At 42.5% G+C, this 15,226-nt stretch carries 15 protein-coding genes; 10 read left to right on the top strand and 5 right to left on the bottom strand.

Annotation, left to right across the window (positions count from 1 at the left end; all coding sequences use genetic code 11):
• The first annotated feature begins 29 nt into the window (after positions 1-29).
• Together fbaA and accD are read left to right on the top strand one after the other, a co-directional pair.
• Positions 30-1,097: a class II fructose-bisphosphate aldolase gene (gene fbaA / locus LKX84_RS10965; RefSeq protein ID WP_228237204.1), complete on the top strand. Its 1,068-nt coding sequence runs from the start codon at positions 30-32 to the stop codon at positions 1,095-1,097.
• A gap of 28 nt (positions 1,098-1,125) precedes the next feature.
• Positions 1,126-1,986 carry an acetyl-CoA carboxylase, carboxyltransferase subunit beta gene (accD, locus tag LKX84_RS10960; protein ID WP_228237203.1) on the top strand — a complete coding sequence of 287 codons (861 nt, stop codon included), beginning with the start codon at positions 1,126-1,128 and terminating at the stop codon, positions 1,984-1,986.
• Positions 1,987-2,080: 94 nt separating this feature from the next.
• Here the strand turns inward: accD and LKX84_RS10955 are convergent, their stop codons facing one another.
• The gene (locus tag LKX84_RS10955) at positions 2,081-2,959 is read right to left on the bottom strand and encodes a hypothetical protein (protein WP_228237202.1); all 879 of its coding nucleotides are present in this window, start codon (positions 2,957-2,959) and stop codon (positions 2,081-2,083) included.
• 173 nt (positions 2,960-3,132) lie between these two features.
• On the opposite strand from LKX84_RS10955, the gene rpsO reads away from it, so the two are divergent.
• From rpsO to LKX84_RS10915, 8 genes are all read left to right on the top strand, one after another.
• Positions 3,133-3,402, top strand: coding sequence for a 30S ribosomal protein S15 (gene rpsO / locus LKX84_RS10950; protein WP_119641935.1), 270 nt, complete (start codon positions 3,133-3,135; stop codon positions 3,400-3,402).
• A gap of 213 nt (positions 3,403-3,615) precedes the next feature.
• On the top strand, positions 3,616-5,865 hold the full coding sequence (locus LKX84_RS10945) for a polyribonucleotide nucleotidyltransferase (RefSeq protein WP_228237201.1): 2,250 nt from the start codon (positions 3,616-3,618) through the stop codon (positions 5,863-5,865).
• A gap of 161 nt (positions 5,866-6,026) precedes the next feature.
• Positions 6,027-6,890 (top strand): RNA polymerase sigma factor RpoD/SigA, encoded by an 864-nt coding sequence (locus LKX84_RS10940; RefSeq protein WP_119641932.1) that lies wholly within the window; start codon positions 6,027-6,029, stop codon positions 6,888-6,890.
• A gap of 245 nt (positions 6,891-7,135) precedes the next feature.
• Positions 7,136-8,404, top strand: coding sequence for a serine hydrolase domain-containing protein (locus LKX84_RS10935; RefSeq protein WP_228237200.1), 1,269 nt, complete (start codon positions 7,136-7,138; stop codon positions 8,402-8,404).
• A gap of 74 nt (positions 8,405-8,478) precedes the next feature.
• Positions 8,479-9,138, top strand: a complete 660-nt coding sequence (gene rpe, locus LKX84_RS10930; RefSeq protein WP_228237199.1) for a ribulose-phosphate 3-epimerase — start codon at positions 8,479-8,481, stop codon at positions 9,136-9,138.
• Entirely contained in the window at positions 9,138-10,106 is a 969-nt protein-coding gene (locus LKX84_RS10925; protein WP_228237198.1) for a YpdA family putative bacillithiol disulfide reductase, read from the top strand. Before rpe ends, LKX84_RS10925 begins: the two co-directional genes overlap by 1 nt.
• A 43-nt stretch (positions 10,107-10,149) precedes the next feature.
• Positions 10,150-10,623: a glutathione peroxidase gene (locus LKX84_RS10920; RefSeq protein ID WP_228237197.1), complete on the top strand. Its 474-nt coding sequence runs from the start codon at positions 10,150-10,152 to the stop codon at positions 10,621-10,623.
• 58 nt (positions 10,624-10,681) lie between these two features.
• Positions 10,682-12,244, top strand: a complete 1,563-nt coding sequence (locus tag LKX84_RS10915) for a TlpA family protein disulfide reductase (protein WP_228237196.1) — start codon at positions 10,682-10,684, stop codon at positions 12,242-12,244.
• On the opposite strand, the gene LKX84_RS10910 is transcribed toward LKX84_RS10915, so the two are convergent.
• The 4 genes from LKX84_RS10910 to LKX84_RS10895 form a co-directional block, all read right to left on the bottom strand.
• Positions 12,241-13,290: a D-alanine--D-alanine ligase gene (locus LKX84_RS10910; protein WP_228237195.1), complete on the bottom strand. Its 1,050-nt coding sequence runs from the start codon at positions 13,288-13,290 to the stop codon at positions 12,241-12,243. The genes LKX84_RS10915 and LKX84_RS10910 overlap by 4 nt on opposite strands.
• Before the next feature lie 5 nt (positions 13,291-13,295).
• Positions 13,296-14,012: an NRDE family protein gene (locus LKX84_RS10905; protein ID WP_228237194.1), complete on the bottom strand. Its 717-nt coding sequence runs from the start codon at positions 14,010-14,012 to the stop codon at positions 13,296-13,298.
• Entirely contained in the window at positions 14,000-14,491 is a 492-nt protein-coding gene (locus LKX84_RS10900; protein WP_228237193.1) for a DinB family protein, read from the bottom strand. The genes LKX84_RS10905 and LKX84_RS10900 overlap by 13 nt, the downstream gene beginning before the upstream one ends.
• 134 nt (positions 14,492-14,625) lie before the next feature.
• Positions 14,626-15,078: a YHS domain-containing (seleno)protein gene (locus LKX84_RS10895; protein ID WP_228237192.1), complete on the bottom strand. Its 453-nt coding sequence runs from the start codon at positions 15,076-15,078 to the stop codon at positions 14,626-14,628.
• Between the last annotated feature and the right edge of the window lie 148 nt (positions 15,079-15,226).

The raw sequence follows: 15,226 nt of genomic DNA, 5'->3' as shown, positions 1-15,226 counted from the left end.
TCTATTTTAATTCGAAACCATCTATAACTATGTCCCACAATATCAAGCCGGGCGTTGCCACCGGCGATGAAGTACAAGCAATTTTTAAGCACGCAAAAGAAAACGGATATGCCCTTCCCGCGGTAAATGTGATCGGTTCGGACACCATCAATGCCGTAATGGAAACCGCAGCCTCTTTGAACTCTCCCGTAATCATCCAATTTTCTAACGGGGGTGCACAATTCAATGCCGGTAAAGGACTTTCAAATGAAGGACAGAAGGCTGCCATCCTTGGTGGTATTGCCGGAGCAAAACATATACACCAATTGGCCGAGGCCTATGGTGCTACCGTAATTTTGCATACTGACCACTGTGCCAAAAAACTGTTGCCTTGGATCGATGGCCTTTTGGATGCCAGCGAGGAAAACTTCAAAGCTACGGGCAAACCATTGTTCAGCTCGCATATGATCGACCTATCCGAAGAACCTCTTGAAGAAAACATTGAAATCTGCAAGGGCTATTTGGAGCGCATGAGCAAGATGGGCATGACCTTGGAAATTGAATTGGGTATCACCGGTGGCGAGGAAGATGGTGTGGATAACTCCGATGTGGACGATTCCAAATTGTACACCCAACCTGAAGAAGTGGCCTATGCTTACGAGGAACTTTCTAAAGTAAGCCCACGTTTTACCATTGCGGCCGCTTTCGGTAACGTGCACGGGGTTTACAAACCGGGTAACGTGAAGTTGACCCCAAAAATCTTGAGAAACTCCCAAGAATATATTTCCAATAAATACGGTGTGGAGCACAATCATATCGATTTTGTTTTCCACGGTGGATCCGGTTCTACTTTGGAAGAGATTAGGGAAGCTATTGGTTATGGGGTAATCAAAATGAACATCGACACCGATCTTCAATATGCATTTTTGGAAGGCGTTAGGGATTATGTTCAAGGCAAATCCGCTTACCTACAAGGCCAAATCGGAAATCCTGAGGGAGACGACCAACCCAACAAAAAATATTACGATCCAAGAGTTTGGCTTCGTGAAGGTGAAAAGACTTTCATCGCACGTTTGAAGAAGGCTTTTGAAGACCTGAACAATGTAAATACCTTGTAAACCCTTCGTTTAACTTAAATTTGATTGCATGTCGTCTTGGTTTAAAAGAAAGGAAAAAGGAATACAGACCGCAACCGAGGAAAAAAAGGACACCCCAAAGGGATTATGGTATAAATCCCCAACCGGTAAAATTGTAGAATCCGAAGATCTCGCCAAAAATTTTTACGTTAGTCCAGAAGACGATTACCACGTTCGTATTGGCAGTAAGGAATATTTTGAGATTCTTTTTGATGACAACAAGTTCCGTGAGTTCGATGCCAACATGACCTCCAAGGATCCTTTAAAATTTGTGGATACCAAAAAGTACTCAGATCGCTTAAGGGCCGCTGAGCAAAAGACCGGTTTAAAAGATGCCGTAAGGTGTGCCGTTGGTAAGTCAATGGGGCAAGACCTTGTGGTTGCCTGTATGGATTTCGCCTTCATCGGTGGTTCCATGGGTAGTGTGGTAGGAGAAAAAATTTCTCGAGCCATTGATGTAGCCAAAAAGAAAAAGGCCCCCTTCCTGATGATTTCAAAATCAGGTGGTGCCCGTATGATGGAAGCCGCTTTGTCTTTGATGCAGTTGGCAAAAACCTCTGCAAAATTGGCACAATTGGCCGAAGCGCAGATTCCTTACATTTCCTTATGTACCGACCCAACTACTGGGGGAACAACCGCTTCCTATGCTATGTTGGGAGATATCAATATTGCAGAACCGGGAGCATTGATCGGATTTGCAGGACCAAGGGTAGTGAAGGATACAACAGGAAAAGATCTTCCGGAAGGTTTCCAAACAGCGGAATTTTTGAAAGAACATGGGTTTTTGGATTTCATTGCACACCGCAGTGAGCTGAAAAAGAAAGTCAATCTTTATATCGACTTGATCACCAACCAGCCCATTAGAGCATAAAAAAAGCCCCGAGTCCGGGGCTTTTTTATTTTCTTTTTCAATTGATGCATTTACATATCGACTGCGCTCGATGTGACAACACTTATTTCTTCATTTAATTCTTAAATCTGCGGAGGAAAATTTCTTCTTGGGTGCCATCAAGATAAGTTAAGGTTCCAATGGCATCACAAGAGCCATCACCAAAATCAAGACTTACCGTATTGCCCAATCGGGTAATATCCAAAACTCCGCTCACAATAAAACGGCAAGACATTTCCCTTCTCAATGGCGTAGTAATTTCCTTGATGAATTCATTGCCTGCCCTACTCACATAGGTTCTTTTACCTGTGATCAAGAAAACATTGTCGCCCCAAAAACCGGTTCCAAATCCTTCGATCCATTCCCTAGTGCGGGTTCCGTTAAAGGAAGCCACATCACCATTGGGCCAAGTGGCCGTAAAAGAAGCATTGGCGGTACCCTGTGGATTTCCATTTTCATTGCTTCGTACCCTTACAATGTTCGAAGCACCTTCTACTGCCACATCATTGAAGGTAAAGTTTTCCAAAGTCAGTTCAATGGTGTTGGATGCAGCCTCCAAATCCAAAGCATAGCTTATATGGATGATACCGCTTAGGGTATTCCCATTGTGGAGTTCGCAACCTTCACCAAAATCCAAGGTAACATCTTTGGTGGTATCGGTGACAACCACGGTAACAGTAGCACATTCAGGCAAATAATCGGAATGGTAATCGCCCTTGGATAAACTGGCAATTTCATCAGCGGCATACAGGTCTTCGGCAATGGTGGAAACTTCTTCCGAGATCATTTCCGTTTCATCGCTGTACTTAAGTTCAGTTGCTGAAATCACCTCGGTGGAAGATAGGTCTTCAGTTTGGGCAGCTTCATCACTACAAGAGGAAAAGGTCAGCAAAAGTCCACCCAAAACAAATAGGGCAAACGGATTCAAAATCATTGATTTAGTTTTCTTTTTCATAACGATTGAATTTAAAGGTTTGGCTCTTTGACCACCCTTTTTGCAAAAGGTTTAATTTCTTGTTAAAATTCGTAGTTTCAAAAAAAGGCTTATCTTTGCACGCTGATTGCGCGTCCTTCGAGAGACGAAGGAACTGACAATCAATACATAAAAATCATTTAAATAATATTGGAATGTATTTAACCAAAGAAGTAAAGGCCGAGATTTTCAAGAAACACGGCGGCTCAGAAGGCAACACAGGTTCTACGGAAGGACAGATCGCTTTGTTCACACACCGTATCAACCACTTGACAGAACACCTTAAAAGGAACCACAAAGATTACAACACCGAGCGTTCCTTGGTTCGTTTGGTAGGTAAAAGACGTAGTCTTTTGGATTACCTTAAAAATAAGGATATTGAAAAATACCGTTCTTTGATTAAAGAATTAGGTATCAGAAAATAATAATAACGGGGAGGCTTTGGCTTCCCCTTTGTTTTAGTTGGACGGGCTCCAACGACAAGTCCCGATGCAGGTCGGGCAAACACAAAAAGCTTCATATAGTTTTTCATTGGTCAGTGCCGAGAGGCAAACACAACAACAACACAACCCGGCCGCCCGGATGGCGGTAGACCAAATGTTTAACGACCCGCGCTATTTGCGGGTAAGACAATTTTTATGATTCCAAAAACTTTTAAAGAGGTCATTGACCTTGGTGACGGTAGGGAGATTTCCATCGAAACCGGAAAATTGGCTAAGCAAGCCCATGGTTCTGTTGTAGTCCAATCAGGCAAATGTATGTTGCTATGTACAGTTGTCTCCAATTATCAAGCTTCGGATGTGGACTTTTTGCCACTTACCGTTGATTATCGCGAAAAATTTGCCGCTGCTGGGCGTTACCCAGGCGGATTCTTCAAACGTGAGGCCAGACCTAGCGATGGCGAGGTTTTGACCATGCGTTTGGTGGACAGGGTGTTGAGACCTCTGTTCCCAAAAGATTATCACGCCGAAACCCAGGTGATGATCCAATTGATGTCTCACGACGAAAACGTTATGCCCGATGCTTTGGCAGGTTTGGCCGCTTCTGCTGCCATTCAATTGTCAGACATTCCTTTTGAGTGCCCCATTTCCGAGGTACGCGTAGGAAGGGTGAACGGTGAATTGATCATCAACCCGACCATGGCTCAATTGAAAGAGTCCGATATCGATATGGTTATCGGTGCTTCTGAAGATTCTGTGATGATGGTGGAAGGTGAAATGGGTGAAATTTCCGAAGAGGAAATGGTGGAAGCCATCAAATTTGCCCATGATGCCATTAAGGTTCAGTGTGCCGCCCAGGTGAAATTGGCTGAAGCTTTCGGCAAAAAAGAGACCAGGGAATACGAACCAGAGGTTGAAGATGAGGATTTGAAGAAAAAAATCCACAACATGGCTTACGATAAAGTGTATGCCGTGGCAAAAGGTGGATCTTCCAAACATGAGCGCAGTGAAGCTTTTGCTGCCATCAAAGAAGAGATCAAAGCCACTTATTCTGAAGAGGAATTGGCAGAGATCGGTGGATTGGTATCCAAATACTACCACAAAGCTGAAAAAGAAGCCGTTCGTAACCTTACTTTGGAAGAAGGACTTCGTTTGGATGGTCGTAAAACTACCGATATTCGTCCTATCTGGTGCGAGATCGATTATTTACCATCCGTTCACGGTTCATCTATCTTTACCCGTGGGGAAACCCAAGCTTTGGCAACGGTAACTTTGGGTACTTCAAGGGAAGCCAACCAAATTGACATGCCATCTTACGAAGGTGAAGAAACATTCTATTTGCACTATAACTTCCCTCCTTTCTCCACTGGTGAAGCAAGACCCATTCGTGGTACATCACGTAGGGAAGTAGGTCACGGTAACTTGGCACAACGTGCCTTGAAAGGTATGATCCCTGCGGATTGTCCTTATACCGTGCGTGTGGTTTCCGAAATCTTGGAATCCAACGGATCTTCATCCATGGCAACCGTTTGTGCGGGTACCATGGCCTTGATGGATGCCGGTGTACAATTGCAAAAACCTGTTTCAGGTATTGCTATGGGATTGATCACCGATACCGAAACCGGTAAATATGCCGTGCTTTCCGATATCTTGGGTGATGAGGACCACTTGGGTGATATGGACTTTAAAGTAACCGGTACCGCTGACGGTATCACGGCTTGCCAAATGGACATCAAAGTAAAAGGATTGTCCTATGAAATTTTGGTAAAGGCTTTGATGCAGGCAAGGGATGGTAGATTGCACATTTTGGGCAAATTGGTAGAGACTATTGCTGAGCCAAGACCAGAAGTGAAATCGTACGCTCCGAAAATCATTACCAGAGTCATTCCCGGTGAATTTATCGGTGCCCTTATCGGTAAAGGTGGAGAGGTTATCCAAGACCTTCAGAAAAAATCCAAGACTACAATCGTTATCAATGAAGATCCTGATACTGAAGAAGGTATCGTGGAAATCTTGGGTACCGATCAGGAAGGTATTGACATGGTATTGAAAAAAATCGATTCCTTGTTGTTCAAGCCTGAAGTAGGTAGTGCTTATGAAGTGAAGGTTATCAAAATCTTGGAATTTGGTGCCGTTGTGGAATATATCGATGCCCCAGGAAACGAAGTGTTGCTTCACGTATCCGAATTGGCATGGGAACGAACCGAAAATGTAACCGATGTGGTCAACCTAGGTGACGTAATCGACGTAAAATATTTCGGAATAGATCCTAAGACCAAAAAGGAGAAAGTTTCCAGAAAAGCGTTGTTACCTAAACCTGAAGGGTACAAGGAAAGACCACCAAGAGAAGATCGTGGTGATCGTGGCGGTGATCGCAGAGGTGGCGGTGACCGTAGAGGTAACGACCGTAGAGGTGGTGACCGCGACAGAAAGCCAAGAAGGGATTAATTCCATTCTTCAAAATAAAGTGAAACCCTGGACCAGTTCCAGGGTTTTCTTATTTTAAAAAATTTGAAAATAATTTTTATCGAATTGTAACTTTTTGGTTTTTTCAACGTATAACCTAATGAGCTTCTGCTCACAAATTTAATTTGAAGGGAAATTTTTAGATGAGACAGTTAAAAATTACAAAACAGGTTACCAATAGGGAAACCGCATCGTTGGACAAGTATTTGCAGGAAATCGGTAAAGTGGATTTGATCACTGCTGATGAAGAGGTGGAGTTGGCACAACGGATTAAGGCGGGAGATCAGGTAGCTCTGGAAAAATTGACAAAAGCCAACCTAAGGTTCGTTGTTTCCGTGGCCAAGCAATACCAAAACCAAGGTTTGACCCTTCCTGATTTGATCAACGAGGGTAACTTGGGATTGATCAAGGCCGCACAACGTTTTGACGAAACCCGAGGTTTTAAATTTATTTCTTACGCAGTTTGGTGGATCCGTCAATCCATTCTTCAGGCATTGGCCGAACAATCCCGTATCGTTCGTTTGCCGTTGAACAAGATCGGTTCCATCAACAAGATCAACAAAACCTTTGCTTTCTTGGAGCAAGCACACGAGCGTACCCCATCTGCAGAGGAAATTGCCAAAGAATTGGACATGACCGTGGAAGATGTGAAGCAATCCTTGAAAAATTCAGGGCGTCACGTATCCATGGATGCACCTTTGATCGATGGTGAGGATTCTAACCTTTACGACGTATTGCGTAGTGGGGAATCCCCTAACCCGGACAGGGAACTTTTGCACGAATCACTTCGTACTGAAATTGAGCGTGCCTTGGAGACCTTGACCCCTCGTGAGGCAGATGTTATCAGGCTTTATTTTGGATTGGCAGGACAACATTCCATGACTTTGGAAGAAATCGGTGAAACTTTTGACCTAACCAGGGAGAGGGTTCGTCAAATCAAGGAAAAAGCCATCCGTCGCCTAAAACACACCTCAAGAAGTAAGATTTTAAAGACATATTTGGGATAATATGTTAATTTGACCAAATAAATTACAGTTAAACTATCCTTAAATTTGATTTTTGGCAGGAAAGTTGTAATTTAGACACTATAACAGTTTATCATGACTGTTCGTTTTTTGATTGATGAATAAACTCCGGCTGATTACCGGAGTTTTTTCATTTTACCCCTTTCCTAACTTCACCCAAATCTTTCAATAAAGTTTTCAAATCCGTTTTATTTGTTAACTTTCTGGTATTCAACTGCATTTACACCATGAAACAAATACTTCACCTTTTTTTCATAGCCTTCTCGGTAATAGAAATGGGCATAGCTCAAGAGAACGCCCAATCGATTATAACCGAAAAGTCCATAAAAAGATTGGATTCTACCCTTAAAAGCTTTGTGGACAACAGGGACGTAGCCGGAGTATCTGCACTTATCTATGAAAAAGGAAAAGAAGTTTATTACAATGCTTTTGGATATGCCGACCTACAGAAACGAAAACCTATGGAGCGCAATACCTTGGTACAGATCTACTCCATGACCAAGCCAATAACAGGAACTGCGTTGATGAGCTTGCACGAGAAGGGAAAGTTCAAGTTGGACGACCCTTTGGAAAAATATGCACCAGAGTTTGCTAACATGCAGGTGTACAAAGGTGTGGATTCCACCGGAAAAATGATTCTGGAGCCTATCAAACGACCCGTTACCATCAGGGATATTACAAGGCATACAGGTGGTTTCACAACTAGAAATGATATTCCAAGATTGAGTACGGCCCTTCGCCTTGCAGACCCTTTTAACTGGGAAAACGATCTGGACCAAATGGCCGCAAGGTTGGGAAGGGTTCCCCTATGGTTTCAACCAGAAGAAAAATGGGAGTATGGCCCATCCGTTGATATACAGGCTTTTCTGGTGGAACGCATTTCTGGCCAACCCTATGCGGAATACCTGCAAGAGCATGTACTGGGCCCCTTAAACATGAAGGAAACCCGATATTTTGTACCTAAATCTGACCGAAAAAGAATGTCGGCAACCTATTCCCATGATAATCTGGGTTTTTTGGACCAACAAGATGACCAGAAATCCCACGCATACAATTATGGAAAATGGAAACTTACACCAGGCGGATGGGGCCTGACCTCAACCTTAGACGATTACATGACATTTGCCCAGATGCTGGTAAACAAAGGATCATTGAACGGCGTAAAAATTCTTGAACCCGAGACCGTAGAGTTGATGGCCACAAACCATCTGGACGAAAACATCAAAGATCGGTCTTGGTTGCCCAGTAAAGGACAGATGGGATTTGGGATAGACTTTGCCGTCAGGTTGAGACCACCTGTCTCAACAAAGGAGAACAATGGGGTTGTCGGTGAGTTTTTCTGGGATGGGGCTGCAAGTACCCTCTTTTGGGTAGACCCGATAAATAAGCTTACTGCTGTTTTCTTTGTTCAGATATTTCCCTTCAATGGAACGTTGCACAAAAAGTTCAGAGACGCTGTTTATGGGCCGGTTTCTATGGAAACAACGGGAAATTAAGGTAAGCTCCACTTCAAAACAGGATATTGATTTAACATTTCACTACCTTTGTATGGAACAATTTTGGTCCACTCATGAGCAAAAAAATCATAGCACCTTCCCTATTGGCATCTGACTTTGCCAATCTCCAACATGAAATAGAAATGGTGAACCAAAGTGAGGCCGATTGGTTTCATTTGGATATCATGGATGGTGTTTTTGTCCCCAACATTTCCTTTGGAATGCCCGTTGTGGAAGCCATTGCTAAACATGCAAAAAAACCGTTGGACACCCATTTGATGATTGTAGATCCGGACCGCTACATCAAAACCTTTGCGGACCTTGGTGTACATCACCTTACCGTACATTATGAGGCATGTCCACATTTACATCGCACTTTACAAGCTATAAAGGCCGAAGGGATGAAGGCGGGTGTAGCCCTAAACCCCCATACCTCCATCAATCTTTTGGAAGATACGATCCAAGATATCGATATTGTGATCGTGATGAGTGTAAACCCTGGTTTTGGAGGTCAATCCTTTATTGAGAACACCTATCAAAAGGTAAAGGACCTTAAAAATTTGATCGAAAGGAAAAATTCCAGTGCCTTGATCGAAATTGATGGCGGGGTAAATGCTGGCAATGCAAAAAAGTTGATCGACCACGGGGCGGATGCCTTGGTAGCCGGTAGTTTTGTGTTCAAAAGTGAACAACCTACAGAAACCATCAAACAATTAAAAGAAGCCATAGCATAATGCAGGAATTTGATGTTGCCATTATCGGAGGCGGACCCATTGGTATTGCCTGTGGATTGGAGGCAAAAAAACAGGGCTTGAGCTACATCATCATCGAGAAGGGACCTATTGTAAATTCCCTTTTCAATTATCCTGTGAACATGCAATTTTTCTCCTCTTCAGAAAAATTGGAAATCGATGAAATTCCTTTTATCAGCAAGGAAGCCAAGCCCAAACGTAGCGAGGCCTTGGAATACTATAGAAGAATCGTGACCTCCAACCAATTGAACATCCAGCTGTTTGAAACGGTGTTGAAGGTGGAAAAACAAGCGGATTTCTTTTTCGTGGAATCCAATAAAAACCAGTATCGCGCCAAAAATGTGGTGGTGGCCACCGGATTTTATGATCTCCCCAACAAAATGAATGTACCTGGTGAAGATTTGCCCAAGGTTTCCCATTACTACAACGACCCCCATTTTTATGCAGGCCAAAAGGTGGCTGTGATCGGTGCTAGCAATTCCGCCATTGATGCGGCTTTGGAATGCTGGCGAAAAGGGGCCCAGGTAACCTTGATCATTCGCGGGCCTGAAGTGGGTCAAAGGGTTAAATATTGGGTGAGACCGGATATTATCAACCGGATCGAGGAAGGCAGCATTAAGGCTTATTACCATGCAACCGTAAAGGAAATCACTCCAAACGATATCATTATAAACACTCCCGATGGAGATGTGTCGTTAGACAACGACTTTGTGTTGGCGTTGACGGGTTATATGCCCAACTTCGAATTTTTGGAAAAATTAGGGATTACCCTTTCGGATGACGAAAAGCGATTGCCTACTTATGACCCAGAAACTATGGAGACCAATATTCCAGGACTTTTCTTGGCGGGAGTAATCTGTGGAGGGATGGAAACCCATAAATGGTTCATTGAAAATTCCCGTATCCATGCACCGATAATCATGCAGGCAATTCTTCAAAAAAGGCAATAAGCGTAAAAGAATGCTTAACTTTAGGAAGCTAAATTCTTGAACCATGACCTTTTACGACTTTGAAGCAGAACGTTTGGATGGCACCTTGAAATCCATGTCAACCTACAAGGGTAAAACCGTAATTGTGGTGAATACGGCCAGTAAGTGTGGGCTGACCCCACAATATGAAGGATTGGAAAAACTGTACGAAACCTACAAAGATCAAGGGTTGGTTATCTTGGGGTTTCCTTGCAACCAGTTCGGGAATCAAGAACCAGGAACTGCGGACGAAATCGAAGAATTTTGCCAATTGAATTACGGTGTGAGCTTCCCTATGTTTGCCAAAATCGAAGTGAATGGCAAAAACACCCATCCCATTTTTAAGTACCTTAAATCTGAACTAAAGGGATTGTTGGGCAGTGCCATTAAATGGAACTTCACCAAATTTGTGGTGGATAAACAGGGAACTCCGGTAAAACGCTTTGCGCCCGTCAGCACCCCGGAGTCTATGAAAGACTACATTAAGGAAATCCTTTGATCACTTCAATCTTTTTTCCTCCAAATATTCCTATTTTTAAGGAAACCTCTCATTTTCAATGTTTAACAAGAGTTTTTTCTCCATTATCGTTTTTACTATAACGGTCTTTTTATCTTCCTGCAAAAAGGAGCTACCTATATTGGATACGCCGCTCATCAAACCCAACCAAGTGGTTCTGATATCCATTGATGCCCCTGCCGAATATGTGCATCTCATGGCCCAGGATAGTGTTGGAAAATCGGTAAAGGACAGCTCCGGACCCAGAGCCATCCACCCGAATAGGGGTTTTTCCTATTTAGATCACATGAACAATGAAAAACTTTGGATTCCCAAACCGAACACCAATGACACTTTGATCGTTGAAACATACTCAGAGTTTTTGGAGTTAGCTACCCAAAACTTTTTCACTTCCATCAAAGAAACCTTTTTGGTAAAAAAAGGAGATACTGTACTGTTTACCTATAACCATCTTATCCCTGAAGCAAAGATTACGAACAGAACCGTAAATGATTGGGAATTAAACTATAACAAACATCGACTAGCTGAACTCTTTGACAACAAATACACCAGTCACAGCCTCATTTTATTAGGGAATATGCTTGCCCATGATGATGGTATTGCAAGTTTCGATGAACGTTCGGTTCATTATTATCAATTGGCAAAAATTGATTTTGATAGGGAAATGGCTTATTTGGATTCCCTTTATCAATCCAATATTTTGTCAGATGAGCACTATAAATATCGAAAAGATGCATTGGACATGTTGATGGAGACCCATAAAACCATGAAACCGATTGCCGATTGGTTAAAAGTAAATCAATCCTTGCTTGGTGATGACCAGATGGAACCACCAGTTTCCTTTGATCTGTACAAAACAGATTCCCTCATGACCTTTTCATTTTTCCGAGATTATTTGGACCAAATCACTAAGTATGATCTCAACTTGATTACGGAAAATCATGGCGGGTCGGGAGGTTCCTATATCGATTCACGCATCCGTTTCGATTCTATCTTGGCCGATAATCGCCTGAACCAAACCGCAAAAAACCATTTGTTGTTCAAAACTTATGAGGGAATTGGACAAAATTTCAAAGTAAAGGACAAGGAAAATTATTTTAAAAAGCTCCAACAAAACACCACCAATCCAGAAAAATTGAATGCCTTCCAGAAAAAATACAAACTGGATTTCAGCAAATCGAACACCTTGATCCTAACCAATATCCAAAGTGATACCACCACCTATTCAAACATGCTGAAAAAGAATCTTGGCAAATGGCTCTATATTGATTTTTGGGCTAGTTGGTGCCGACCTTGTAGGGAAAACATGCCAGCCTCCATAACCATGAAAAAGCGTTTGGCAAATAAGAATGTAGAGTTCATTTACATCAGTTCCTACGACAAAAAAGAACTTTGGGGAAAAGCCATGGAGAAGGACGGAATCATAGATAGCCAAAATTATTTTATTGAAAATGGCAATGTATCAAAGGTCATCGAAGAGCTTGGAATTGAGACTATACCCCATTATTTGATCTATAATCCAGAAGGGAAGTTGGTAAATAGATATGCCGATAGACCCGGACAAGGTGCGGAAGAACAGTTGTTGGGTTTGATGGAAAACTAGTGGAAACTCATGCGTATACGAGCTTGGTTCTGCCCGTTTTGTTTGAGCATGGCCCTACCATCCTTAAAACTTAGGTAAGAATGTCCCTTTTGATGGTTCAAAATACTGATCTCGTTCAGTAAACCCCAGTGCCTGGCCACTTCTTTCCAGGCCCAGAAAATGGAGTGTTTGGGATCATAAATATGGGTGGCCTCCCCTCCTGTTCCGTTAATCTCAATCACCTTAAAATTTTTCCCTTCGCACAGCTCCTCAAAAGTATTGTATAGCACATCCAATCGACCATAATGAAAATCCTCCATTTGCCCGCAGATGGCATGTATTGTCCGTGTTAAGTCTTCATTGATGCGATGACTGATATCCACAAATTTGGCACCCCGCGTATGGCTGCCGTAAGGTACCAAGATCAAATCCTCCCCTTCAGAAAGCACCTCGTTCAGTCGCTCACCGAATTTCTTCCGGAGGGGTTTTAACTGTAAGTGGCTCCTTGGATTTTTCTTGATGAGTTGCAACAAGGTGCTTTTACCATCGCCTTTAACAGACAAGAATTCCTTCGAAACGATTCCCGTAATGGTACCTTGTTCCTCCCCTGGTTTGCGGATATAAAAAATACCTACCTCTTTCTGGTAGGGAATAAGCTCCTGCACCAAAAAATTGGATGGACTCCATGACACATAGCTCTTGAATTCGTCCTTATTGTGAATTTTCTCCACCCCAAATGCCTTCATGCCCATATCGGGTTTGGCTATAAAGGGAAAACCAATATCCGAGGACAATACCTTTCCCAAAGCCAATTCTGGAGATTGTTCCTTTGGAACATAAACCGTCTTTGGGATGTATTGCTGTGGGATCATATTATAGATCACCATTTTGGATTCCATGGCCATGCCGCCATTTTTCATAGTTGGATTGGCCGCATTGAAAAAGAAAATAGATCTAGCCTTAAAGGAATAGTACAACCAAACCGGGAACATAGGATAGTATACGAGCCAAAAGGGCCAATACTCCCAATGGGTAATCCTGTGCCAGGTAAGTTTGAGGGAATCCATCGTTTTTATACCAATAATTGACGGGAGGAAAACGGAACCTCATAAATGCTATCGTTGAGCAAATCGGCATGCCGCATCAGAATTTCGTCCTCATGCAACACCACTTGGGTAACGCTAAAGGTCTTCAATCCGGTTTCGCGGTCGATTACAAATCCGTTCTCATAATCATTATGGTTGTTGGAATGAAAAGCCATCACGTCCTTGGCACTGATTTGGTCATTTCCCTCTACAAATTGGGAAAATAACTTCGCTCTATGTTCCATCACTTCATGTTGATAAAGTGTGGCGGAGGACCAAATGTGGTTTTGCGCCTTATCCAAAGGCCTAAAATATTTTTGTGTTCCATCCCAACGAAATTCCAACAATTGAGAAGTGAACAACACTAAGGTAAAGGGTTCGATTTGATATAGATCTATTTGTTCCAACACCACAACAGGGTTTTTGGAAGCAAGCACCTCCAAAAGTATCAATCCCCTACTCCTCGCATAATTTCCTTGCGGGGTATGTCGCACAAAGGCACCATTCAATAATACTCCCACAGCTCCAAATTCATTCACGGTAAACCAAGTTCCACCAGCTTTGGGATCTTTGGGAAACAACTGTTTCAATGAACCAATGGTCTCTTCCTTGGGAACATGTGAAATTGGTCTGGAAACATGTTCATCCCTATTGGAAGTAATGTAATAGGTATTTCCCTTTGATATGAAACTTACTGTGCACATGTTTCCCTGTATTGCATGGTAGAAGGTGCCACACCGAAGGATTCCGGGAGTTGCAAACTAGTAAAATGCTCAATACCCACTTTGATCAAAGCCTGATGATGAATGGTATGCTCCAGATTGTACATGACTTCCCTAAAATAATTGGAATCCAAACAGGTTTCGCAACCGGCCAATTCATAACTGATCTTAATGGATTTGTTCGGGCGATCCAATTGTGCTTGAATAAATTCCAGTTGTTGGATGGCAAAAGAAAGGTCCTGTTCAATTTGAAGGTCACGCTTTCTGCGGTCGTATGACACATCGGCGGTATCATAACCTTGCAACAAACAGAGGTACAGTTCAATGATATGACGGGTGTGTTGCCCAATACTGGAATTGGAAAGTACGTTGCACGACTGAGCGTAACAATCCTTGGGCAATCCCAACAGTACCTGCTTGAATTGTTCAAGGGTATCCAAAGAAGATTTGAATAGGGTCATTAGAGTTTGATTGAATTTAGTTTTTTGATGAATTGGAACATAAGATAGAAAGAAAATCCAAGGTATAAGGTTGCCAACTCCACATTTACTGTCTTGAATACCCCAAGCTTTTTAGTGGGTCGTTCCATCAAAAATTAGTTATTCTTTATTTTTTGCCAATTGGTATCGGCTTTATTTTGAAGGTTTTCCGGCGACTCTTTGAGCCAAAGTGCCAAGGTGTTCGTACTTCCTGAATTGTAGAACAGGTACAACTTGCCATCCCGAATTTCAAAGGTTTTCGGGTTCACACTTACCTTTTTACCCGAAACAGCAACCGCATAGGCACAATATCCACCATACTCGGGAAGGAAAGCCTTGGGATCCGCTTTGAATTTTTCTAAATGGGATGCATTTGCAAATTTGTAGTTCACCCCATCATAGGCGGCAGTAAATTCTTTTAAGCCTTCTATGGCCTTTCCATCAAAATAGGAAACCACGTCGTACCCATTGGCTGCATATCCTTTTTTGGTATTGTAGTCTATACTTTGTGAAAAGGTTAGTGCTCCCATCAACATGAAAAGTCCTAAAATCAGTTTTCTTTTTCCCATTATTTCAACATTAAATGAGGTGATATGGAAAATTTAGTCCTAGGAGAGATACTTTCCTTTCAATTTTATTGAAAAAAACTATTTAGGGTACAAATTCTTTCCACTTGCATTATCCTTTCGGAGGACCTCCAATTCCTTGTAAATTGCT

The sequence above is a fragment of the Allomuricauda sp. M10 genome (assembly GCF_020782875.1).
Classification (GTDB): domain Bacteria; phylum Bacteroidota; class Bacteroidia; order Flavobacteriales; family Flavobacteriaceae; genus Flagellimonas.
The sequence above is the reverse complement of the archived record's forward strand: the minus strand, read 5'-3'. Positions and strand labels throughout refer to the sequence as shown.